The organism is Acetobacterium wieringae (assembly GCF_001766835.1).
In the GTDB taxonomy this organism is placed as follows: domain Bacteria; phylum Bacillota; class Clostridia; order Eubacteriales; family Eubacteriaceae; genus Acetobacterium; species Acetobacterium wieringae.
This window is the reverse complement of record NZ_LKEU01000039.1, coordinates 65,558-88,448: the sequence shown is the minus strand read 5'-3', so window position 1 is coordinate 88,448 and position 22,891 is coordinate 65,558. Positions and strand designations below refer to the sequence as shown.

The window sequence follows — 22,891 nt, the reverse complement described above, 5'->3', positions numbered from 1 at the left end:
CGATACTAATAGGTGCTGGTTAAAGATAAACTCAACTAGTCGAGACGATACTAATCTCGATTAGTTGAGTTTTGTTTTTTTGAAGAACTTTACAAAAGTTAGCTTGAATTAATATTTTTAGTGGTATAGTATTGTCCCTATGACTTGGAAATCGACAGTTTAGTTATGTGAAAGGGAGTAACAATGAATTATAAGATAGGAAAAAGCTCTAAAGCCAATCCCGATGCCGCCGTCACCGAGGCGACCAGTCAGCTGAAAAAGCCTCAGCTGCTTCTATTTTTTTCAGGGGTGGACGATTTTACCGCCTATGCCAGAGAAATAAAGACCCGATTTCCGGATGCTATTTCGATGGGCGCTACCACCTTTGCGGCCTTTTGTAAAGATGGGGCGTATAAAGACAGCCTGTTAGTCATCGGTTTTGAAGATGGGATCGTCTGTGAAGCGGGTCTTTTAAAAGATGCAGATAAATATCCGCTAAAATATGTGGAGCAGGTTGAAAAAGCGGCAGCCCGGTTCAATAAACCGCAGAATACCATCTGCCTGGAGTTTTCCAGCGCCCTGATCAGCTGTGAGGAATTGGTTTTGTCAACCCTCAATGCGGTGCTGTCAAAAAAGAAGATCCCGGTTTTTGGCGGCTCTTCTGGTGACCGGGGACGGGCCGAAAAAACCATCATCGCTTTAAACGGTCAGGTCTACCAAGATGCCTGCGTCTTTGTGATGATTGAAAACCTCGGTGGAAAAATCCGTTTATACCGGGAGAATATCTATAAACCGACCCGTCATTATTTTAAATCCACCAAGGTAGATGTGCGCAAACGGATTGTCTACGAATATGATCACAAACCGGCTGCTTCCGTAATGGCTGCCGCCTTAGGTGTCAAGGTCAGTGAATTGCCCAAATATCTGGATAGTTATCCATTGGGCCGGATTATTGGCAATGAAATGTTTATTGTCGCGAACAATCAGGTTGTCAATGGCAGCGGCATGGAATATCATGCCCGCATCTACAACAATTCCCAGATGGTGCTACTGGAGCCTGATGATTATCAAACGGTTCTTCAAAAAACACTTGACAAGGCCCGGCAGGAATGCAGCCGCCCCAGTTTGACACTAATGGTCAATTGTCTGGCTCGTTCGATTCTTTTTGAATCCAATGGTGAGTTAAATCAGTTTGCCACCACAGTCGGAAACGCCCTGGGCAATTATGTCGGTTTTGCAGGCTATGGCGAGCAGCTGAATGAACAGCACTTCAACCAGACTATGGTGCTGGCAGTATTTGAATAAAGTGGGAGAGATGAACTTGTTAGAAAATAATTGTGTGAACAGCAGCATGATAAATGAAACCGGTTTTATGATAAAAAAGCGTGATAAAACAATGGAAAAGAGCATCCAGTTTGGCGTTAAGCATATTGAAGAAAAAATCGAACTGCTGATGCAGGAAGAGGTGGAAGTTTCAAACTATTTGGATGATGTGGCAAAAACCTATTCGCAAATCACCAACATCAGTGAAATGACAACCAATATTAATGACGATTTTAAGAGTTTCAGTTCCTATGCCAATCAGATTAATACGGTTATCGATAACTCGGATACGATGATTAATCAAACCGGCACAAATGTAACCGAACTGGCAAACAATATTTTACATACCAATGATCAACTTGATAACATTGCCGAGGTTTTTTTACAGTTGGAAAAAGACTTTGCCAACATTAAGAATATGTCCAACGGTATTAATGGTATAGCGATGCAATCCAACCTGCTGGCTTTTAATGCCTCCATTGAAGCCGAACGGGCTGGTGAGGCGGGCCGGGCTTTTGCCGTGGTCGCCCAGCAAATGCGGGTCTTATCGACATCGACCAAGGAACTGGTTGATGGTATTGATGACAGCGTCAAAGCGCTTTATAAGAGCATCAAAGATGTCAATATTGAAATTCAGGTGTCAAAGTCTGCAAGTATGGCAAATCTGCATAAAGTTAATGCGGTAAAAAGTAATATTACCCAAGTTAGCGAGTGTACCGATGAGGTTAAGAATTTCAGCAAACAGATCATCAAAGGCATTGATGCCACCAGCGAGCGGATCAATGGTGCAGCAGAAGGGTTTGGGGCCATTTCAGAGGTTGTCGATTCGTTTGGTGAAAAAATTGATACGCTTAATCAAAAAATGAGCAAAAAATCCACCATTATCTGCAGTGTCATTGATTTTCTGCAACAAATGGAGAACATGCTGGCTGAACTGGTCACAGATTAACCCGTTTCTGCAGGTGCCGATAGAATAAAAAAAGGTGCGTTTTGATGCGAGGGGTGGGTTGCTATGGCATGATCACCTATTTGCTTTAAAATAGAAAAAATTTCGTGTTAAAGACGTTGCACGACCGGATTGTTTGAATCTGGTTGGACAACGTCTTTTTTTCCCCAGCTAGCCGTCTAAGGTTCAGTCAACGATGAATAAGCCTCAGGATTTATGCAAAAATAGATAAAAAAAACTGAACTGTTCGAAATATTAACGTCTAAATCATTTTTTTGTTTAAATTCCCTAAATCGGTGTATAAATGACAGGGAATAAGCATTAATTGGGTAATCTGTAATGATATTGCAACAGATTATTAAATAAGTGGATGCTTTAGCCGATCAGGGCGAAATAATTCAGTTTGTGGTAGACAAAAGATAGTTCAAGAAAAATCGAAGTACGTGAGGTGACAAATGTGACAAGAAATTTCGAAAACGAACCAATGGTGGAAGTCTACATTTTTGAAACGATCCAAAATCTGGAGCAGCTGGAGCAGGTGATCATCTGCAGTGAAAAAAACGGTGGTTTCACCCCGGATGATGTCAGTGAGATCTTTCGGTTTATGCATACCATCAAGGGCTCATCGGCAATGATGCTATTTGATAACATCGAAAAGGTGGCCCATGCAATGGAGGATGTTTTTTACTATATCCGTGAGCAAAAACCCTCCGGACTGGATTTTTCGGCAGTTTCTGATCTGGTGTTGTCATGTGTAGATTTTATTAAAGCGGAGATCGAAAAAATTACCAATCGCTATGACGCCGACGGTGACCCTGCTTTTCTAATTGAATCTTTAAAAGTATTTCTGGACGAATTGCGGCAGATCTTTGGCGAGGAAGACAGCCAAAACCGGAGCCAGCAAAAAAAGCAGCAGTATTACATCCCTCAAGAAAAAAAAACAGAGCCCACTGCTGCGTCACCAAATCAGGACAGCGACGGGAAAGCTGCGGGTTCCTGCTATCAGGTGATTATTCAATATGAAGACGACTGCACAATGGAAAATATCCGCGCTTATACGCTGGTCTTCGGGTTGGCCGAGCTGGCCGAAGAGGTTTATTATTTACCAGCCGACATTGCTGAGAATCCCGACACAGCGGCCTATATTCGGGAAAATGGTTTTGAAATCTATTTTAGAACCGAGCTGGGCTATGAAGAAATCAAATCTCATTTTGAAAATATTATCTATGTGGAGCAGCTGCTGTTCCGGGAAATTGAGGATGAACGGCTGGATCTATTCAGGCAACCGCAGGAGCCGACAGCCCCCCCTGAAAGCTTTGTTTTGCCGGAACCGGAGCTGGCGAAACCGATATCGCCCACTAACCTTTCGGCTGCTTCTGAGGAACTCCCCAAAAGCAGCGGTGGGGCCACCCAGAAAATGATCAGCGTCAATGTGGATAAACTGGATAATATGATGAATCTGGTGGGGGAACTGATGATCACCGAATCGATGGTCACCCAATGCCCGGAAGTGGAAATTATTCAGTCCGAGAACTTTCATAAAGCAGCCATTGAGCTTCATAAAATCACGGTGGAACTTCAGGACATGGTCATGTCGATTCGGATGGTGCCGCTATCGACCACCTTTGTCAAAATGAACCGGATTGTCCGGGACATGTGTAAAAAACTGAGCCGGGAAGTGGTGCTTGATCTCTTTGGCGAAGAAACTGAAGTCGATAAAAATATCATCGAGCATATATCCGATCCGCTGATGCATATCATCCGCAATGCCATTGATCATGGCATTGAAAGCGAGCAGGAACGGTTGGCCAAGGGCAAGGAAAAAGCCGGGCGGATCATTCTCGAAGCCAAAAACGTCGGCAGTGATGTGCTGATTGTTATTAAGGATGATGGCCGGGGTCTGGACAAGGAACGAATTCTTCAAAAAGCCCGGGAAAACGATCTTCTGACCAAACCCGAAGCGGAAATGAGCGACCGGGAGATTTTTAAACTGATTCTGCTGCCAGGGTTTTCCACCAAGGAAAGCATTACCGAATTTTCCGGCCGGGGCGTGGGTATGGATGTGGTCACCAAAAATCTCGAAGAGGTTGGTGGCACAGTGCTGGTGGACAGTGAAATAGACCGGGGCACCACCATCACCCTGAAAATCCCCCTGACTCTGGCGATTGTCGAAGGGATGAATATCCGGGTTGGCAAATCGCGCTATACAATCCCGATAACGACGATTTCTGAATCCTTCCGGCCCAATCAAAAGGACTGTATGATGGATCCGGACAACAACGAAATGGTGATGGTGCGGGGGCAATGCTTCCCGATCCTCCGGCTCCACAAGCATTACCAGATAAAAAATGCCGAAACCGACCTGACCAAGGGGATTCTGATTATGGTGGAACAGGACGAAAAGGTGATCTGCGTATTTGCCGATGAACTCCTGGGGCAGCAACAAGTGGTGGTTAAAGCACTCCCCAATTATGTCAATACCATGAAAAAAGTCCTGGGACTGGCTGGTTGTACCCTGCTGCCTGACGGCAGTATCAGTCTGATTATGGATATCAGCGGCCTGACCGGTTTGCGCGTCCAATAGCTGCTTGGTAAAGCCGCTATGAATCAAATCAACTTAAAAATTGAAGCGCTCACGTCAGTTTCGCAATTACTAATATTTATATAGATAGGAGTGGTACGATGATAAAAGAAGCGACCGAAGAATTTGATCAGGATGATGATCAACAGGGGATGTATTTAACCTTTGAGCTGGCCAATGAGTACTACGGAATATGGATTGGTTATGTGACCGAGATTATTGGCATCCTGCCTTTTACCGAAGTCCCGGAGCTACCGGCCTATGTCCGGGGGATATTTAACCTCCGGGGTCGGATCATTCCCTTAATGGATATGCGTCTGCGTTTTCAGAAAGAATTTGTCCCCTATGATGAGCGGTCCTGTGTGATTGTGATCGATGTCGGAAAAAATACCGTTGGTCTGATCGTGGACAGTGTTTCAGAGGTGATCTCGTTTGAAGCGGCAGACATTATTGAACAACCAATGCTCAGCTCGGGCATTTCCAACCAGTTTATTAAGAGCATCGGCAAGGTGGGAAATGAGGTCAAACAACTGCTGGACTGTGACAAGTTATTATCCAACCAGGAAGTAGAAATTCTAATCAATCAGAAAGATGAGAGGTACAAGGATGAAATGGTTTTATAATCTGAAAATTGGCACAAAGTTGATTCTCGGTTTTGTTGTGGTTGCATTGATTGCCGGTGGTATTGGGGTAATGGGCGTTATCAACATCCAGACGGTGGATCGCCAGGATACCTATCTCTATCAGAAAATGACAGTACCTCTGGGCGAACTGATTTATATCACCGATGCTTACAAAGGCATTACCAACGATGTCAACGGGATCATCTTATCCGGTAACGCCGATGAAATCGCCCGGCTGGAAGCCAGTATTCAGGAACAGAATACGGTGTTTGATGCTAAAATACAGAGTTTTCAGACGACACTGATTTCCGAAGAAGGTAAAAAGCTGGTGGAAAGCGCCATTGCTCAAAAAGAAAAGATGAATCAGGCCAGTGCCGCCATCATTGCCCTGGTACGACAGGGAAAACAGGCCGAAGCCATTGCCCTGATGAAGAATGGTGACTATGCCAGTGCCGCCGCCCAGATGGAAAGTGATATTGCCCGGATGATTGAAATCAAACTGCAGGTGGCGGGCGAAACGGCCGATGGCAATAGTGCCATTGCCAGTTCCTCAACCTTTATGACCATTATCTTGATCGTTATCGGGATGGTTCTTTCGATTCTGCTGGGGATCTTTATTGCCTCCACCATCAAAAAACCGGTCCATCAAATGGTGGATGCTTCCAAACGGATGGCCGATGGGGATCTGGATGTATCAATTGCCATCAATACTAAAGATGAAATGGGTGATCTGGCCAGCGCCTTTAATCGGATGGCCACCAATATCAATGAGGTGATGGTCAATATTAACGAAGCCACTGAACAGGTCGCTTCAGGTTCCCGGCAGGTTTCCGATTCCAGTATTTCACTGTCTCAGGGTGCCACCGAGCAGGCCTCTTCGATTGAAGAACTGACGGCCTCGATTGAAGAGATCGCCGCTCAAACCCGGCTCAACGCCGAAAACGCCGAGCAGGCCAATCAGCTGGCTGAAGATACCAAAGAAAATGCCAACCAGGGCAACAGCCGGATGCAACAAATGCTGGGCTCCATGGAAGACATCAGCGAATCCTCCAATAATATTTCCAAGATTATCAAGGTAATTGATGAAATCGCCTTCCAGACCAATATTCTGGCGCTGAATGCCGCAGTTGAAGCGGCCAAAGCCGGACAAAATGGCAAAGGCTTTGCCGTTGTCGCCGTAGAAGTTAGAAATCTGGCGGCCCGGTCGGCCAGCGCCGCCAAGGAAACTACGGCCCTGATTGAAGGTTCAATCAAAAAAGTCGAAGGTGGCACTAAAATCGCCAATGAAACGGCGGCTGCACTGGTTTCGATTGTAGACTCGATTGAACAAGTCTACGGGCTGATTAATAATATTTCGGTGGCCTCCAATGAACAGGCGATTGGTGTGGAACAGATCAATCAGGGTATTACCCAGATTGCCAATGTTGTTCAAGGAACCTCGGCGACCTCTCAAGAAACGGCCGCCGCCAGCGAAGAATTGGCCAGTCAGGCAGAACTCCTTAAAGAACAGGTGTCCCGCTTTAAACTAAAACGGAGCGGTTTCATGGGTGCGACCGGTTATGAAAACGTCAGCCCCGATATGATGCGGATGTTTGAAACCATGAAAGAACAAAACCGCCAGTCGGTTAAAAAGCGATCCGGTCAGAGCACCCATGCGCCAGTCCCAAAAACCATCATCCTCAGTGACGATGAGTATGGTAAATACTGACAGCCAGTCATCGGGATAGGGCTATGACTTCAGAAAAAACGTGACGGGAGTAATCAGATGGATGAAATGAGACTGCATCTCAAAAACAAAGATAAAGCCTGGCTGGTGTCAACTTTAAATAGCGCTGGCGATGCGATCATTACCTGTGATTTGGATAATCAGCTGGACTTTGCCAATGCTGAAGCCCTAAGAATACTGGGGCGGCGACTGTCAGATGTTTTGGGTAAACCCCTTAATGACGTATTGCGTCTGTATCGGGATGGTCAACAGGAACCGATTCAATTTTGGGAATATGGCGAAAACAATCAAGTCACAACAGCCGTGGGACTGCCCCGACGCAGCTATTATCTCCGACCGGACGGCCATAAAAGCTATTTGTCAGCGCATTTGTCGCCACTGCTGTCAGACGTGGGAGACTATCTAGGAAAGGTTGTGGTCTTTCGGGATATTTCCCGGATTATCGAAGCCGAGAAAACCATAAAAAAAGAGCGCAACAATCTTAAAATGATGTTTGATCTGCTGCCGACCAGTATGCTGGTGATTGACGAAGAGCAATCTATCACCCGGGTCAATCAGGCCTTTCTCAAAACCTTTAAGCTGGAGGAAACCCAGGTCACCGGGAAGGCCTTTGGTGACGCTCTGGTTTGCGTGTTTAGTGCCAATGGCGGCTGTGGCTATTCACTTAATTGCAGCAGCTGTCAGTTTCGCCGGATTGTAACCCGGGCCATCTCAGACAAAGCCGTGGTACGGGATAAGTCCATAAGGGTTAATTTCATCCACCAGGCCAGCGAGGAAATCCGCTATATTAACCTTAATGTACTGCCAATTGTCACCGCAAACCACGCTGAGTTTATTATTACCCTGGACGATATCACCGAGCAGGTATACTATGAAAAAGGCTTAAAGGAAGCCCGGGAGTCCAGTCTTTCGATACTGGACAGCTTACCGGTGATGATTTTTCGGATTGACCACGATCATCGCTGCGATTTCATTAATCAGACCTTTAAAGCCTTTATGAACATTGCCCGGGAGTCTTTTCTGGAAGATATCCGGAGTCATATGAAAAAAGCGGATCAGACCCGCTTTATCGATATTCTCAAAGATTCGCTGGAAGAACAATCCAACTTTAATATGGAGCTGGAGCTATTGGCCCCCAACAATACCTATCGCACCTTCCGGGGAATGGGTCGACCCTTCTATGATAAAAACCGGGAATATGCTGGCATGATTGGGATGTTTCTGGATATCCATGACGAACGCTTTGCTGAAGAGTTGTTTATAAAAAGTCAGAAGAAATACTACTCGCTGTTTAAATACATGGACAGCAGTATTTCCTATTTCAAAGCCCTTTATGATGAAGGCCGAAATCTGGTTGATGCCGAACTGGTGGAAATGAATCTGGCTACGGAAAGACTCTTTGGTATCAAGCGGGATGAGGTTATTGGGCACAAATTATCGGAAATGGGGTTTTTGGAAACCGAAGAAAGTCAGGGTTTGTTCAATCGCTTTCAGGAGGTCTTTAGTTGCGGAGAAAACATCCAACTTGAAGAATATTATATGATTCGCCTGAAAAAGTGGGTGGAGGCTTCAATATATAGCCCTGAAGCTGGATATATTGCGGTGCTGTCATCTGACATCGACAGCAAGAAAAAAACCGAAATTAAATTAAAACAGGCCATTGCCCGATCGGAGGAGGCCAATCGGGCCAAAAGCGAGTTTCTGGCCAATATGAGCCACGAAATAAGAACGCCACTTAATGGCATTGTCGGGATGATTGATCTGACCGCCCTGGAACCGTTGACCGAGGAGCAGCAGGATAATCTGCGGACTGCCAAGGTCTGTGTCAGCTCGCTGATTGGGATCATCAACGACATTCTCGATTTTGCCAAAATGGAAGCCGGAAAATTGATGATTAATCCGATGAGTTTTAATCTCATGGATCTGATCGAATCGACGGTTAAAGCCCATAAAAAACATGCACTGGAAAAGGGTCTTGACTTATCGGTCGACTATCGTAGCATCATTTCAAACTTTGTCATCGGTGACAGCATGCGCCTTAAGCAGATTATCAATAATTTGCTCAGTAATGCCATCAAGTTTACCAATACCGGTTCGGTTAAAATTATAGTCAGTCAGGAACCCGTTCCTGAAAAGAATTACGAAATTATTCAAAAAATTGCCATCACCGACACTGGGATCGGCATTGATGTAAAAGACTATTCCATGCTTTTCAAGAGCTTTACCCAGATCGACGGTTCCTATACCCGGGAATACGGGGGGACCGGTTTGGGGCTGGTGATCACCAAGCAGCTCTTGGAAATGATGGGTGGTGGTGTGACCTTCAGCAGTCAACTGGGGGTCGGAAGCACTTTTTCCGTTTTTCTGCCAATGCTTGTTACTAAAAAACCTGGGCAAACTGCTATGGATACCCGGGACGACAGCAGTTTTTCAGAATGTCAGATCCTATTGGTGGAAGACGATCCGGTCAATCAGATTGTTGTAGCAAAATTGCTTAAAAGCATGGGTGCCGTTGTCGATGTGGCGGAAAATGGCGTAGCGGGTATTGATGCAGCGACCCAAAAAAAGTATGATCTCATTCTAATGGATATCCAGATGCCAAAGATGGACGGCCTTGAAGCAAGCCGGATCATCCGAGGGGGCCAACATTATAATCCTTCAGATGGGTATCTATATAAACAGGAAAACCATCTTAATCAGAAGACACCCATTATTGCCCTGACTGCCTTTGCCTTGAAAGGAGATGAAGCGTCATTTAAAGCCAGCGGGATGGATGGTTATCTGTCTAAACCGGTGGATCGCTTTGAGATGCAGAGCCTGCTAAAAAAATATCTGGATAATAAGCAGCAAGCAAAAAATCAATTTGTGCCACTCGCAACCAATCGCTTTGATGTGCACGTGCAGCTGATGTCGGAAGCTGCTTTAATAAAACCACCCAAGCCAAATGGTCAGGATCCGAATGCGGTTACACAAAAAATTGATCAGTTGCAGCAACTGTTGGATCAGGAAAATCTGGAACTAATGGAAGTGATTGCCCATCAGCTGAAAGGAATATTTGAAGGAATGAATGCGGAAGAATTAAAAAATCTGGTTTTTAAAATGGAACTTGCAATCCGCAAAAGCCGGATCGGAGCAGTCAGTGAATACCTGGAACAAATCGCAGCAATCTGGTATGCGCAAAAGGCCGGAGCTGCCCGGGAGAATTGAAATGAAACGAATTTTAATTGTGGAAGACGACATGGTCAGTCGCAAATTCTTGGCCAAATTTTTAAGCCGCTATGGCGACTGCGATATGGTGGTGGATGGACTGGAAGCCATCGATGCCTATCTCCTGGCCAGTCAGGATGGCCACCCCTATGATCTGATCTGTCTGGATGTGATGATGCCAAAAATTGATGGCATCCAGGTTTTAAAAACCATCAGGGATCTGGAACGTCAGCAAGGCATCCCGGAAAACGAAGCCTGCAAAATAATCATGACCACCGTTCTGGGAGAAACCCCGGTGGTTCAGTCAGCCTTTGATTATAACTGCAATGCCTATGCATCAAAACCCCTTGACATGAAAAAACTGACAGCAGTATTGGGGAAAATCGGATTTATTTAAATGGTCTTATCCCGTTGGAGAACTGTTTGCACTACTTAATCAGAAAAAAAACCGCAATCGCCAGCGACTGCGGTTTGATGATTTATAGAGTTTTGGCGTAGGTGCCAATTTTTTTATCAACGTTTGATATATGCTTGGTCAGCCAATTTACAATCATCTGATTGGCGTTAATAATCAGGGTGATATTTCCGCCGGATTCCTGATAATCTTTTTTTAGTTTGGCCAGCTCTTCAATAAACGCCTTGTGTAATTTTTTTTGTTCTTCAATTTCGGGATAGTTTATTTTGGCCATGTAAGCTTCTTCATCTTTAAAATGCTGCTTGGTATAATCGTCAAGAAAATCAAACATTTGCGCAATAACTTCCTTGGATTTTCCGGTCTTGCCGGCTTCAAAAAGTTGATCTGCTTTTTCAAACCAGATTTTATGCTGTGAATCAATGTTGTCTACGCCCACTGACAGAGCTGGTGTCCATACGATTGCCATATTCATTCTCCATTCTAAATTAGATTTATTCCAGTATAGCCTTTTTTAATCAGATTGACAAGAAAATTATTTACTGAAGAAGATGATAAATTCCGAAAAAACATCAGCAACACCGGCAAAATTCAGTATTTACAAGAGCTCCGGTCTGAGTTAAACTAGTCTAAGTATTTGCCGTTGTTGGGCATCGTCAGACGACGGGTGAATGCGGATAACAGGATTGAGGATGTGGAAAAATGATTCAAATCACCGAAAAAGAATTTGCCATGTTAACGGAATATATTCACAGTGAGTATGGTATTGAGTTAAAAAAAGAAAAACAACTTCTACTGATGGGGCGGCTTCACAAGCTACTGGTGGAGTTGGGCTTTGATAGCTTTACCGACTATTATCATTATTTAATCTCTGATAAAACCGGAGAAGCCAGTTCGGTGCTCATTGATAAGGTTTCCACCAACCATACATTTTTTATGCGGGAGCCGGAGCACTTTGAGTTCTTTAAGAATACCGTGTTACCTTATCTCAAGAAAAAAAAAGAAGCCGAAAATAACCGTGATATCCGGCTGTGGTGCGCCGCCAGTTCCACTGGTGAGGAGCCGTATACGCTGGCGATGATCATGGCCGAATTTTTCGGAACTGAGGCCCATCTTTGGGACAAAAAACTGTTGGCAACCGATATCTCCAACAAGGTTCTGGATACCGCTAAAAAAGGCATTTATGAAAAAGATCGGGTACAGGTACTCCCGCCTAACTGGAAATTAAAGTATTTTCAGAGTTATGACAGCAACCACATGATGATTGTGGATGCGATCAAGAATGAAGTGATTTACCGTCGTTTCAATCTGATGACGCCTACTTTTGTTTTTAAGAAAAAGTTTGATGTTATCTTCTGTCGTAATGTGATGATATACTTTGATCAGGCAACCAAAGACCGTTTAGTCGAAAAGATGTACAATTATATGGAGCCCGGAGGCTATCTCTTTATTGGTCATGCCGAGTCACTTAATCTGAAACAGACCAATTTTAAATTCATTATGCCAGCGGTGTATCGCAAGCCCTGTTAATTTTGCCATCACCACCTGGAACAAACGCAAAAAGTAGAGGAGGATCGGTTATGGAACAACTAAATAAAGTAACTGCAGGAATGCAGGCGAAAAAAAAATACCGGATTAAAGATCGTGTTTTATCTGAAATAGGAGCCCTGGAATGGCCGTGCTTTTTCACCATTACCCGCAGAGTTCGGTCAGCCGAGCAAACCGTTATGGAACTGACCAGAGAAGCACTTTTAAAAACCTATGCCCCGGTGGCGGTGCTGGTGGATCAGTTGGGAACGATTCGCTATGTTCACGGTCATACCGGGTTATTTTTAGAGCCGACGCAGGGTTATGCCGGGGTCAATAACATTTTAAAAATGGCCCGTAAAAAATTCCGTCGTGATTTGAATAAAACGCTCTACCAGGCTATCACCCGTCGCTTAGCGGTTGATTCTCCGATCATTGCAGTCAGACGGAAAAAGGCTACCGAGGGGCTTATCATTCGGGTGTTGCCGCTCTTAAAAGAAAGCTCCCCGGCCCAGAAAGAAGATTTTTATCTGGTCATCTTTGAACAGAATCCGGCAGTAGAAACTGTTAACAGTATTGAATTGGGCAATAACGCAGCAGTTGATCAGGAACTGATGGCGATTAACAGTGAAATTTCGTTAAAAAAAGCCGCCCTGACGCAGATCACAGCGGAGTTGGAGACTAGCCGTCAGGATCTCGATTTATCCCGCAGCAAACTCCATACCGTGAAGGCGCATCTTTTTGATGCCGAAAACGAATTTCAAACACTGACAGAGAAAATCCGCCAATCCCAGAAAGAACTGGAAATTCTCCAGAACGAATTGTTTGCCTCCCAAAATGAACTGGAAGCAAACCAAGCAGTAAAACAACCCATCGCTGAAAAACGACTACCGCTACGGGCAGAATTGGATAACCTCAAAAACGAGATGCTCATGGCAGACCTGGCCCTCAAAGAAAAAGAAAATGTGCTAAAACAATTTAATGGCTCCGATCAGCCCATAGCAGATACGCCTGCCAGCGTCAAACAGGAAACAGTCGAGCCAGAACCCAGTGTCAAACCGTTTGAGCCGGAGATTGTGCCAGATATAACAATTGATGAGTACTTATCAATAGCCACCGATTATCACTCCAAGCCAGATCCCTTTAACGACCAAGCCTCCTCGCAGGCACCAATTGAAAAGGGAATGGGGTTTTTCTCAAAAACTGAACCGAAGCCATTTTTTCAAAAAAATCCAGGTCTCAGCTTTGACAATGAAGCTGATCTCGTTAATCAGGCGGATGGCACAAAAGAACTTGTTTTTAAAGATTTTGCTGAATTTCAAACAGCCGCAAGCCATGGCTATCGCCATGATTCTGAGCTAAAGTCAGTGGTTATTCCCGAGGGTGTTGAGGTCATCAAACGCAGTATGTTTTATCAATGTACTCAGTTGGAACGGGTGACCATCCCCAGCACCCTGAAAGTTATTGAAGATTTTGCCTTCTACGGCTGCGAATCGTTAAATAGCATTAATTTAGACAGTGCCAGAGTTCTGGAAAAGATTGGCACCTCTGCGTTTGAAGGCTGCCGCTCATTAATACAACTGGTCATTCCTGATGCCGTAATTGAAATTGAAGAAGCGGTATTTCTTGGCTGCCAGCGCCTTCAATCCGTTGCATTTCTTGAAAATAGTCAACTGGAAACATTGGGCAGTCATGTCTTTAAAGATTGCGTCTTAATCAGTGAAATGATCCTACCAAATCAGTTAAAGCATATTGGCATCAGTTGTTTTTATGGCTGCGACAATCTGACCATAATTCATCTGCCTGATGAATTGGAAACCCTCGGGGAATATGCCTTTTATGGCTGTAACGCACTGGAGAAAATTGACGTCTCTAATCAGAAAATTCTTAAACAACCCGGCTTTTCAGTCGGATTTCCAGACGGGGTTAAACTTTAGACGATCGCATTGGCAAGGATAAAAAATTACAGGATACCCTCAGCCAGGTTGCCTTATAAATAATGATGATGCAAAAATTATAGGCAAAAAAAGTAGAATCTTAACGTTGGAAATGTTACAATATATAAATATTCCTGAATAATACAGGAATATTTTAATTAAATCTAAGATTTAAATAATTTTGGAGGTTGAGGCTTAGTGAGTAAAAATATGAGTGTCGTAAATATTGAGACCATCAATGAAGATAACCGAAAAAAACTTGAAGAACAGTCATTTGAAGAAGCCGTGCTAGCTTTGACTGAGAAGTTGGAGTTGGCAAATAGCCTGCTAAAAACCATGCTTGAAACCACCCATGAGTTTCTTGTTTTTGGTCTGGATCGGGACTATCGGTATTTAAGCTTTAATAATCGCCATAAAGAAATGGCAAAAGATCAATGGGGGGCCGACATTGCAATTGGAACCCGTATTTTGGATATCATTAACAGTAATGAGGAACGGGATAATCTACGGGGATTTTTTGATCGAGTGCTGGCTGGTGAACAGTTTTCGTCCCTTGAAGAGTATGAGGGTGATAGTGGGAATGTCATTGTTGGTAAAAATCATTGGGCACCAATCAAAAATAGCAATGGTGAGATTATCGGGATCCTCTGCTTTATGCAGGATGTCACCGAGCACCGGAGTTTCATCAAGGAGATGCTTAAAGAAAAAAACAGTCTTGACCAGAACATGGAATCCTTGTCCTTTTATGATCAATTAACCGGTGTATACAACCGCAAGTTCTATGAAAAAGAGCTGCAACGAATGGATGAAGAGCAATACTACCCACTATCGATCATTTTTATGAACATCAATGGCATGTCCAAGATCAATAGTGAGTATGGTCACGCTGTTGGCGATATTCTCATGCGAAAAGCAGTTCAGGTTCTTAAGTATGGCGTTCGGGGCGATGATGTGGTGGCCCGCTACGAAGGTGACGAATTTGTTGTTCTGATGCCCAGAACCGAAGGTGCCAAGGTTGAGCGGGCTTTGGAGCGCTTTAAAAAGAGTCTTGACGAAGTTAAGGTTCAATCCATTAAACTCTCGGTTTCTTTTGGTTTTTATACCAAGTACGATGAGTCAGATAATACGGAGTCGGTCATTAAAGCCGCACAAAGACAATTGGAACGACAGAAAGAACTCGATTATATCTAGTAAACTTCAGACACACTTACAGAAAGCGTTACCTTTAAACCATTTTGAACCAATTTTTATCATGCGTACGCAGCATCTGGCTGACGTGCGCTTTTTTGCGCTCAAAAAACATCTGATAGAAGCGAGCGCATGTCAATCATTATATGAATATTAGCTCTTTGTTATTGATTATTTTGCATCTTAATGTTAAAATAAAAGCATCAATCTGCAAACGTTATGATCGCAAAATAATAATTAAATTAAACTTACCCCAAAATCACCAAAATGCACAACTGAAGGAGGAGACGAAGGAAAGAATGAGCAAGGAAATCGGTAATGTGTTAAAAGAAATGATAAAAGAAAAAAATATGACAATTTTTTCACTTGCTAAAGAAGTGGGAGTCGATCGCTCCACCCTTCAGCATTTCTTGTCAGGCAAGCGCCGTCTTAATCTAGAGGATCTTCAGAAAATTATGGTGGCTTTAAACCTGAGCAAAGATAAAAAGAAGTTATTATACGCCCTTTATGAGAATGAGTATGACGATTGCGAAGTTCTCAAAAACAGTCATGATATTTTTGCTCTTTATAACGAAATCAGTGCTCAAACCAATCAGAAGAAAATGTGGATTGAAACGGAAGAGTATCTCGTAAAAACCCAGTTAGCTTCAGAAAAAGCTCGGATTATCAACGGACAGGTAAAAATTGAGGGAATTATCCGAAGTTGTTTTATGGAAGAAATGGGGCGGAATGAAGATGCCCATGTCATCATGTCAATCAATTTCAAACACTATTTTTTGTATGAGTTAATTATGCGGATCAGTTGTCATAATCATCGCTGCGGAAAAATTCAGAACATTATTCCCTTAGTCAATAAGAAAAAACTGGGAAATAACCTCGACATCCTCAAAACCGTTCTATTACTAAAAAGTCTCACAAATATTGATTATGAGCCGTACTATTTCTACTCAGGAACCAAAATATATGATGATATCAGTATTATTGTTCCCAATTATTTTATCACATCAAAGCAGGTAATCACCATTGACCGGGATTTTGAAAGTGCGATTATTTATGAAGATCCTGAAATTTTAGACTATTACCAGAAAAAATCCCAGATGATTCTGGGAAAATGCATACCTTTTGTTGAAAAAGAATCAGCACAATGGGTCGATCACACCCTGCCGGCATTTGAAAAAATAAAAAAAAGCACCATCTCAGAAAAGTTCATTGCATTTGATCAGCTTGAAACGATCCTGGATCAAAGCGCCAATCCGCAAAAGAAGGGTGTTGCTACTACGATCTCACCTCAGGAAACAGGTGGCATTCTTCGATCTAGTATTTCGGTACTGCGAGACGGCGTAGTTGGTAGTGCAAAAAACCTGTGCATCCGCTATCATGTCAATGAAGAAGTCGTTGAATTTATCATACTCAATCGGATGAACCAGAGCATCCAAAAACTGATTGTCAGAGAAATTGGAATAGTAATTGTATTTAGGGATTTTTTAAATTATCTGCCCCAGAGTGTCCATGTCTGTTCTCCTGAAGAAGTAAAAAACAGTCTCCGAAATATCCGCAGTGTGGTTAACGGAATAAAGCCAGTTTGAGCAGGTTTTATTCTGTAACGGTTCAATTTATTTGAGTTATGCATTCAATGTTTAAATCGTACTAAAGCTTCGCAAAAAACACTTGACGACATTAAATTGTGATGTATAATAATTGCATACAATGTAATAACGCAAAGGAGAACGATCATGAACATATATGATTTTACCGTAAAAGACGCCACTGGCCAGGATGTTTCCATGAAAGAATATCAGGGTAAGGTGTTATTGATTGTCAATACCGCCACTGGTTGTGGTCTAACCCCACAATACGCCGGACTTCAGGAGCTATACGATACTTATAAGGATCAGGGCTTTGAGATTCTTGATTTTCCCTGTAATCAGTTTGCCAATCAGGCCCCCGGTTCTGATGACGAAATAAAGAGTTTTTGCGAAACCCGATTTGGTGTCACGTTTAAAATTTTTCATAAAATTGATGTTAATGGCGATAACGCCGATCCGCTGTTCAATTTCCTAAAAAAGGAGCAGGGAGGAATGTTGGGTTCCAATATAAAATGGAATTTCACAAAATTTCTGGTAAATAAACATGGCCAGGTCGTTAAACGATTTGCGCCAACCGATGTGCCCGAAAAAATTGAGAATGATATCAAAAAATTATTAGCCGAATAATCCCCTGTGAAAAATTGCCTGCAACAGAATTGTGATGTATAATGATTGGTATACTATTTCAAAGGAGTGATTGACTTGAACAATGATCAACTGAAACTGGAAAACCAATTGTGTTTTCCGCTTTATGCCAGTGCCAAAGAGGTGGTTAAACGTTATAAACCCTATCTGGATGAAATCGGACTGACCTATACCCAATATCTGGCCATGATGGTGCTGTGGGAACATAAAACCATCAATGTGAAAAAAATGGGCGAATATCTCTATCTGGATTCGGGAACCCTGACTCCGTTATTGAAGCGTCTGGAATCAATCGAATTAATTGAACGAAACCGTGATCCCAATGACGAGCGAAACGTGATTATTAAACTCACCCCAAAAGGCGAAGCCCTCAAGAAACCTGCCAGTCAGATTCCAGATAAAGTTAAAGAATGCTTACCCATCACCCAAGAGGAAATAATTACCCTATACCATATATTATATAAGTTATTAGGAACTAAATAAGGAATACCATATTTATTCATTATGCTAAGGCTTTAGCCCCGTTTATTTGGTTTAAAAAAATACTAACAAATGCTCAGTAAATTAAACTGAGCATTTTTTGTACAATGAATCACAAAATTCATAACTTTATTTAAAATAGACGACAAAACAATCCCCTTGATTAAAGTATTAGAATGTGGTAATGTGTAGGTAATTAGCAATTAAAAACCAGTTAAAGGAGTAACATTCCTGACTGTTCGCAGAGCAGGTACAACTGTTCATTTTTCGTCATTCAGAATAATTAAGCGTTAATCGAATTTTTGACGATAGAAATTCGATTTAAGGCGTTGGAAGCAAAACAAAATAAAAAAGAGTTGACATATTAGAAAAGTCTAATATAATAATGATAGGCTGATTTATTATGTTGATGCAAGGAGAGTTTTTCATGGAAATGGATTTGAAAGATCACGAGGTTACGGCAGAAATTCTTAAAGCACTGGGACACCCAGTCCGCTTATGTATTACAAAGGGGTTGATCGCCAATGGCAGATGCAATGTTTCCTATATGGAAGAGTGCCTTGAAGTTTCCCAATCAGGGGTTTCCCAACACTTATCAAAGCTGAAAAATGCCGGCATTGTCAAGGGCTACCGGACAGGAAATGAGATTTATTACGAAGTCATCAGTAAACCAGCTCAAAATATTATTAAGGCATTGTACGGAGAGGATTTATCATGAAAAAAATATTAATTATTGGCGGCGTCGCCGGTGGTGCGACTGCTGCTGCCCGTCTACGTCGTTTAAGTGAAGATGACGAGATTATTTTGTTTGAGCGGGATGAGTACATCTCTTTTGCTAATTGTGGGTTGCCCTATTATATTGGCAATGTGATTAAAGATCGTCAAAAATTACTGGTACAAACTGTTGATGGCATGTCAAAACGTTTTAATCTGGATATCCGAAATTTCAGTGAGGTTATCAGCATTGATCCAATCGCCAAAACCGTGGCAGTTAAAAACCACCAGACCGATGAAGTGTATACTGAAAGCTTCGATAAGCTGATCTTATCTCCCGGTGCCAAACCAATTGCTCCTCCGATTCCCGGTTTGTCAGAAGCCCAAAATGTCTTAACCCTCCGAAATATTCCAGATACCGACAAAATCAAAGCCATTGTCGATGGCGGCAAGGTCGGACGGGCGGTCGTCATCGGAGGCGGATTTATCGGCGTTGAAATGGCTGAAAACCTCCAGGAGCTTGGAATCAACGTGACTCTGGTTGAAAAAATGAATCAGGTCTTAAAACCCCTGGATTTTGAAATGGCTCAACTGGTTCATCAGGAAATCAATGCCAATTGTGTTAATCTGATTCTGGAAGATGGGGTGAATCATTTCCAAAAGCAGGGAGCCGAGGTAGTTCTGGAGAGCGGTATGGTATTACAGGCCGATCTGGTTATTTTAGCCATCGGTGTTGTTCCGGAAAACGCACTTGCAAAAAATGCCAATCTCAAATGCGGTCCCCGGGGTCATATCGTCACAACTGAAAACTATGAAGTCATCAATGCCGATACCGAAGCCGTTAATCCCGATATTTTTGCCATTGGTGATGCCATTGAAGTAAAGGATTTTGTAACTAAAAAGCAAACCGCCATTCCCTTGGCCTGGCCGGCAAACCGTCAGGGTCGGGTTGTTGCTGATTATATTAATGGAATTAAAACAAAAAACCTGGGAATTCAGGGCACGGCTGTCGCCAAAGTCTTTGGCAAAACAATTGCTTCCACCGGCAATAATGCCGCCCAGCTGGATATAAAAAAAATAAATTATCAGGTGGTCATTGCACATCGGGCCAATCATGCCGGTTACTATCCCAATTCCACCAATATTGCCTTGAAACTGCTTTATGATCCAAAGAGCCTCCAAATTTTAGGGGCCCAGGCGGTTGGACAAGACGGTACTGAAAAACGGATTGATGTTATTGCCACCGCCATGAAAACCGGCGCGACGGTGTTGGATCTTCAGGATTTTGAATTATGTTATGCACCACCTTTTTCATCAGCCAAAGATCCGGTCAATATCCTGGGTTATATCGCCAGCAACATTGAAACCGGCGTTTATAAAACGGTAGAATGGTTTGAGATTGACGAGATTATTAAAAACGGCGGCTTTCTGCTGGATGTCCGGACGCCAATTGAATTTAGCGCCGGTGCCATCAAGGGCGCTGTCAATATTGAACTCGATACCTTAAGAGATCGCATCGATGAAATACCTATTGCCAAGGACACCCCCATTTATGTCAGTTGCCAGGTCGGCCAGCGGGCGTATCTGGCTATACGTATCCTAAAAGGTCATGGTTTCACCAATGTCTATAACTTATCGGGTGGCTACAGCACCTACAAATCGGCCCACTATCAGCTGGCTCAGCCGGATTTCACCATTGGCGAATGCCTCCCCAAGAAAGACGGAAACGGAGATGGTGACGTCGATCAGGGCGGTGATGGAAGCCAGGTGATCAAGAAGAAGGTGGATGTCACCGGACTGCAATGTCCCGGACCGTTGATGGCTACTTACGAAGCGATCCAAGGCGTTAATGCCGGTGATCTGGTGCAGATTATTGCTACTGATTTTGGCTTTGTCAGTGATATCAAAAGCTGGTGCGAAACCAACGGCCATACGCTGGTATCGCAGGAAACTCAGGGCAAAAACTTTATCAGCGTGATTCGAAAAGGGGATGCTGGCGAAACCTGCAGCCTGATACCCGCTGTATCAACTCAGAAAAATGCCACCCTGGTAGTTTTTAGTGGCGAACTGGACAAGGTTCTGGCTTCGATGATCATTGCTCAAGGCGCCGCTGCCCAAGGGAAAAACGTCACCCTCTTTTTCACATTCTGGGGACTCAATGCGCTGCGAAGAAGAGACGGCAAAGGTCACAATAAAACCTTTATTGAAAAAATGTTTGGAGCGATGATGCCAAAGGGAGCTGCCCGACTACCACTGTCAATGATGAATATGTTGGGGGCCGGTCCGGCGATGATTAAGGGCATCATGAAAAAGAAACACGTCGATGACCTTGATACGATGATTAAAAAAGCTCAGAATGCCGGGGTTCGTTTTATCGCCTGCACCATGAGTATGGATCTGATGGGGATTAAGGAAGAAGAACTGATTGATGGGATTGAATTTGCAGGCGTTGGAACCTATATCGCCAGTAATGAGAATGCCGGAACCACCTTATTTGTATAAACAAAATTTTATTTGTACAACCATTTTATAGATAATACCAAACAGGCTGTTGCAGGATAGAAATTTCTGTAACAGCCTGTTTACATTGCTTAACCAAAGCTTTATTAAAGTATTTTCGATGCGATTACGATTTCTTTCATTTGTAAAAATGCTGAACCTATGATAAAATACAGATGGAAGGAAGTGAGTAAAATGCCGAAGTATTGTCCCAGATGTACTTACATTTTGAGTATTGACGATACAAAATGCAGTTTTTGCGGCATGGTAATAACAACGGGAATCGTTGTTGATAAGAAGATCGCTGATGAATTCCTTGAAGAGGAAATGATGGCAAGCGGAAGTTTTTCGCGGGAATTTCTCGATGGCGGCAGGGAAATGACACCTGCTAAAGAAACAAAATCGCTGCAAACGGATGACGTTATCTTGACAGACGAGTTAATTGCTGACGAAATCATTGGCGATAAATGGTTCAGCGATGAAACAGAAAAAGCTTTTGAAGTTATGAGTCTTTCAAGAGGATTATTGGATCAGGGGCGGGAAATGATGCCTGCCGTTGAAACTCGAATCCTGACTACCAATGATGAGCTTTTTGCAGAAGAAATGATTGGAGATGAAATCACAGCTGATGGATTTTTGGCAAATAAAAATCGACCAAATCTCCCAAAATCAATGCAGTTGTGAAGGTGAGAGATGACTAAATGATGATTGATCAAAAGCAATTTGTGAAGATGAGGGAGTGTCCGATGACACACTGATTAAATTACAAGCTTGTCATAGACAAGGTCTGTAATTGTATGATCGTGTGGAATCGGACACTTTTTTAATAGAAAAATCAAAAGAAGTTTGACAAGATCAGTAAATCATACTATAATTAAAACAGAAATTATTAGTTAGGAGTTATTCTTAATCATGAAAAGTAAAAAGATCCAAATGTATACAGATATGATCCGTAGTGTCGGATTAAAAGCCACGCCCCAGCGGATCAGCGTTTTAAAAGTGTTGTCAGAAATGACCTCGCATCCCAGCGCTGATATGTTAATGGAAGCCATCGAAAATCAGGGGTATGTGATGTCAGTAGGGACGATTTATAATATTCTTGAAACCTTCTCTGAAAAAGGTCTGATTTTAAAGTTAAAGGACAATCAGGAAGTAATGCGTTTTGATGCCAATACTCAGTTTCATGTACATATCTATAATAAAGAAAACAACGGTATTTGTGACTACTTTGATCCGGAACTGGAAATCTTACTTTCCGATTATTTTAAGAATAAACTACCGGATGATGTGTCGCTAAACCGTATGGAAGTCTCTCTTTTTGCCTGATCATTATTAAGGAACTTACTACTTTTACAAAAATAAATTTTAACATCAAAAGCCTGATGCCGTAGTATCAGGCTTTTGAATTTTTTGGACTTAAATGTTATGATAAATATTTATCTTGAATCATTCTTGACAAATACTTGTTCCAGAAATATAATTTAAACATGATTTTAATCGGAACAGTTCTTTAAAGAA

The 22,891-nt window shown here is 42.8% G+C and carries 18 protein-coding genes; 17 read left to right on the top strand and 1 reads right to left on the bottom strand.

Annotated features, from left to right (window positions below; all coding sequences use genetic code 11):
- Positions 1–183: 183 nt before the first annotated feature.
- From ACWI_RS15060 to ACWI_RS15030, 7 genes are all read left to right on the top strand, one after another.
- On the top strand, positions 184–1,284 hold the full coding sequence (locus ACWI_RS15060) for an FIST signal transduction protein (protein WP_070372268.1): 1,101 nt from the start codon (positions 184–186) through the stop codon (positions 1,282–1,284).
- Positions 1,285–1,294: 10 nt separating this feature from the next.
- Positions 1,295–2,251 (top strand): methyl-accepting chemotaxis protein, encoded by a 957-nt coding sequence (locus ACWI_RS15055; protein ID WP_070372267.1) that lies wholly within the window; start codon positions 1,295–1,297, stop codon positions 2,249–2,251.
- A gap of 454 nt (positions 2,252–2,705) precedes the next feature.
- On the top strand, positions 2,706–4,832 hold the full coding sequence (locus tag ACWI_RS15050; RefSeq protein WP_139142391.1) for a chemotaxis protein CheA: 2,127 nt from the start codon (positions 2,706–2,708) through the stop codon (positions 4,830–4,832).
- A 98-nt stretch (positions 4,833–4,930) separates the two neighbouring features.
- Positions 4,931–5,452 (top strand): chemotaxis protein CheW, encoded by a 522-nt coding sequence (locus tag ACWI_RS15045; RefSeq protein WP_070372266.1) that lies wholly within the window; start codon positions 4,931–4,933, stop codon positions 5,450–5,452.
- The gene (locus ACWI_RS15040) at positions 5,436–7,160 is read left to right on the top strand and encodes a methyl-accepting chemotaxis protein (RefSeq protein WP_070372265.1); all 1,725 of its coding nucleotides are present in this window, start codon (positions 5,436–5,438) and stop codon (positions 7,158–7,160) included. The genes ACWI_RS15045 and ACWI_RS15040 overlap by 17 nt, the downstream gene beginning before the upstream one ends.
- A gap of 57 nt (positions 7,161–7,217) precedes the next feature.
- Positions 7,218–10,385 carry a PAS domain-containing hybrid sensor histidine kinase/response regulator gene (locus tag ACWI_RS18605; RefSeq protein WP_084633736.1) on the top strand — a complete coding sequence of 1,056 codons (3,168 nt, stop codon included), beginning with the start codon at positions 7,218–7,220 and terminating at the stop codon, positions 10,383–10,385.
- A 1-nt stretch (position 10,386) separates the two neighbouring features.
- A complete protein-coding gene (locus tag ACWI_RS15030) occupies positions 10,387–10,782 on the top strand; it encodes a response regulator (RefSeq protein ID WP_070372264.1) in 396 nt (131 codons plus the stop codon).
- 82 nt (positions 10,783–10,864) lie between these two features.
- On the opposite strand, the gene ACWI_RS15025 is transcribed toward ACWI_RS15030, so the two are convergent.
- Positions 10,865–11,266 (bottom strand): bacteriohemerythrin, encoded by a 402-nt coding sequence (locus ACWI_RS15025; RefSeq protein WP_070372263.1) that lies wholly within the window; start codon positions 11,264–11,266, stop codon positions 10,865–10,867.
- 233 nt (positions 11,267–11,499) lie between these two features.
- On the opposite strand from ACWI_RS15025, the gene ACWI_RS15020 reads away from it, so the two are divergent.
- From ACWI_RS15020 to ACWI_RS14975, 10 genes are all read left to right on the top strand, one after another.
- Positions 11,500–12,327, top strand: a complete 828-nt coding sequence (locus tag ACWI_RS15020) for a CheR family methyltransferase (RefSeq protein WP_070372262.1) — start codon at positions 11,500–11,502, stop codon at positions 12,325–12,327.
- Positions 12,328–12,377: 50 nt separating this feature from the next.
- A complete protein-coding gene (locus ACWI_RS15015; protein ID WP_070372261.1) occupies positions 12,378–14,261 on the top strand; it encodes a leucine-rich repeat domain-containing protein in 1,884 nt (627 codons plus the stop codon).
- A gap of 198 nt (positions 14,262–14,459) precedes the next feature.
- Positions 14,460–15,452 (top strand): sensor domain-containing diguanylate cyclase, encoded by a 993-nt coding sequence (locus ACWI_RS15010; protein ID WP_070372260.1) that lies wholly within the window; start codon positions 14,460–14,462, stop codon positions 15,450–15,452.
- Between the two features lie 296 nt (positions 15,453–15,748).
- The gene (locus ACWI_RS15005) at positions 15,749–17,035 is read left to right on the top strand and encodes a helix-turn-helix transcriptional regulator (RefSeq protein ID WP_070372259.1); all 1,287 of its coding nucleotides are present in this window, start codon (positions 15,749–15,751) and stop codon (positions 17,033–17,035) included.
- Between the two features lie 147 nt (positions 17,036–17,182).
- Positions 17,183–17,662, top strand: coding sequence for a glutathione peroxidase (locus ACWI_RS15000; protein ID WP_070372258.1), 480 nt, complete (start codon positions 17,183–17,185; stop codon positions 17,660–17,662).
- Between the two features lie 75 nt (positions 17,663–17,737).
- Entirely contained in the window at positions 17,738–18,163 is a 426-nt protein-coding gene (locus ACWI_RS14995; protein WP_139142390.1) for a MarR family winged helix-turn-helix transcriptional regulator, read from the top strand.
- Between the two features lie 424 nt (positions 18,164–18,587).
- The gene (locus ACWI_RS14990; protein WP_070372257.1) at positions 18,588–18,878 is read left to right on the top strand and encodes an ArsR/SmtB family transcription factor; all 291 of its coding nucleotides are present in this window, start codon (positions 18,588–18,590) and stop codon (positions 18,876–18,878) included.
- Positions 18,875–21,376, top strand: a complete 2,502-nt coding sequence (locus ACWI_RS14985; RefSeq protein ID WP_070372256.1) for an FAD-dependent oxidoreductase — start codon at positions 18,875–18,877, stop codon at positions 21,374–21,376. Before ACWI_RS14990 ends, ACWI_RS14985 begins: the two co-directional genes overlap by 4 nt.
- Positions 21,377–21,601: 225 nt before the next feature.
- Positions 21,602–22,057 (top strand): hypothetical protein, encoded by a 456-nt coding sequence (locus tag ACWI_RS14980; RefSeq protein ID WP_139142389.1) that lies wholly within the window; start codon positions 21,602–21,604, stop codon positions 22,055–22,057.
- Positions 22,058–22,285: 228 nt separating this feature from the next.
- Positions 22,286–22,699: a Fur family transcriptional regulator gene (locus ACWI_RS14975; protein WP_070372254.1), complete on the top strand. Its 414-nt coding sequence runs from the start codon at positions 22,286–22,288 to the stop codon at positions 22,697–22,699.
- Positions 22,700–22,891: the final 192 nt, after the last annotated feature.

What these genes read in the sequence shown, in the direction of transcription:
- ACWI_RS15060 (WP_070372268.1), top strand. Translation starts at nt 184, where the DNA reads ATGAATTATAAGATAGGAAAAAGCTCTAAAGCCAATCCCGATGCCGCC.
- ACWI_RS15055 (WP_070372267.1), top strand. Translation starts at nt 1,295, where the DNA reads ATGAACTTGTTAGAAAATAATTGTGTGAACAGCAGCATGATAAATGAA.
- ACWI_RS15045 (WP_070372266.1), top strand. Translation starts at nt 4,931, where the DNA reads ATGATAAAAGAAGCGACCGAAGAATTTGATCAGGATGATGATCAACAG.
- ACWI_RS15040 (WP_070372265.1), top strand. Translation starts at nt 5,436, where the DNA reads ATGAAATGGTTTTATAATCTGAAAATTGGCACAAAGTTGATTCTCGGT.
- ACWI_RS18605 (WP_084633736.1), top strand. Translation starts at nt 7,218, where the DNA reads ATGGATGAAATGAGACTGCATCTCAAAAACAAAGATAAAGCCTGGCTG.
- ACWI_RS15030 (WP_070372264.1), top strand. Translation starts at nt 10,387, where the DNA reads ATGAAACGAATTTTAATTGTGGAAGACGACATGGTCAGTCGCAAATTC.
- ACWI_RS15025 (WP_070372263.1), bottom strand. Translation starts at nt 11,266, where the DNA reads ATGGCAATCGTATGGACACCAGCTCTGTCAGTGGGCGTAGACAACATT.
- ACWI_RS15020 (WP_070372262.1), top strand. Translation starts at nt 11,500, where the DNA reads ATGATTCAAATCACCGAAAAAGAATTTGCCATGTTAACGGAATATATT.
- ACWI_RS15015 (WP_070372261.1), top strand. Translation starts at nt 12,378, where the DNA reads ATGGAACAACTAAATAAAGTAACTGCAGGAATGCAGGCGAAAAAAAAA.
- ACWI_RS15005 (WP_070372259.1), top strand. Translation starts at nt 15,749, where the DNA reads ATGAGCAAGGAAATCGGTAATGTGTTAAAAGAAATGATAAAAGAAAAA.
- ACWI_RS15000 (WP_070372258.1), top strand. Translation starts at nt 17,183, where the DNA reads ATGAACATATATGATTTTACCGTAAAAGACGCCACTGGCCAGGATGTT.
- ACWI_RS14990 (WP_070372257.1), top strand. Translation starts at nt 18,588, where the DNA reads ATGGAAATGGATTTGAAAGATCACGAGGTTACGGCAGAAATTCTTAAA.
- ACWI_RS14985 (WP_070372256.1), top strand. Translation starts at nt 18,875, where the DNA reads ATGAAAAAAATATTAATTATTGGCGGCGTCGCCGGTGGTGCGACTGCT.
- ACWI_RS14975 (WP_070372254.1), top strand. Translation starts at nt 22,286, where the DNA reads ATGAAAAGTAAAAAGATCCAAATGTATACAGATATGATCCGTAGTGTC.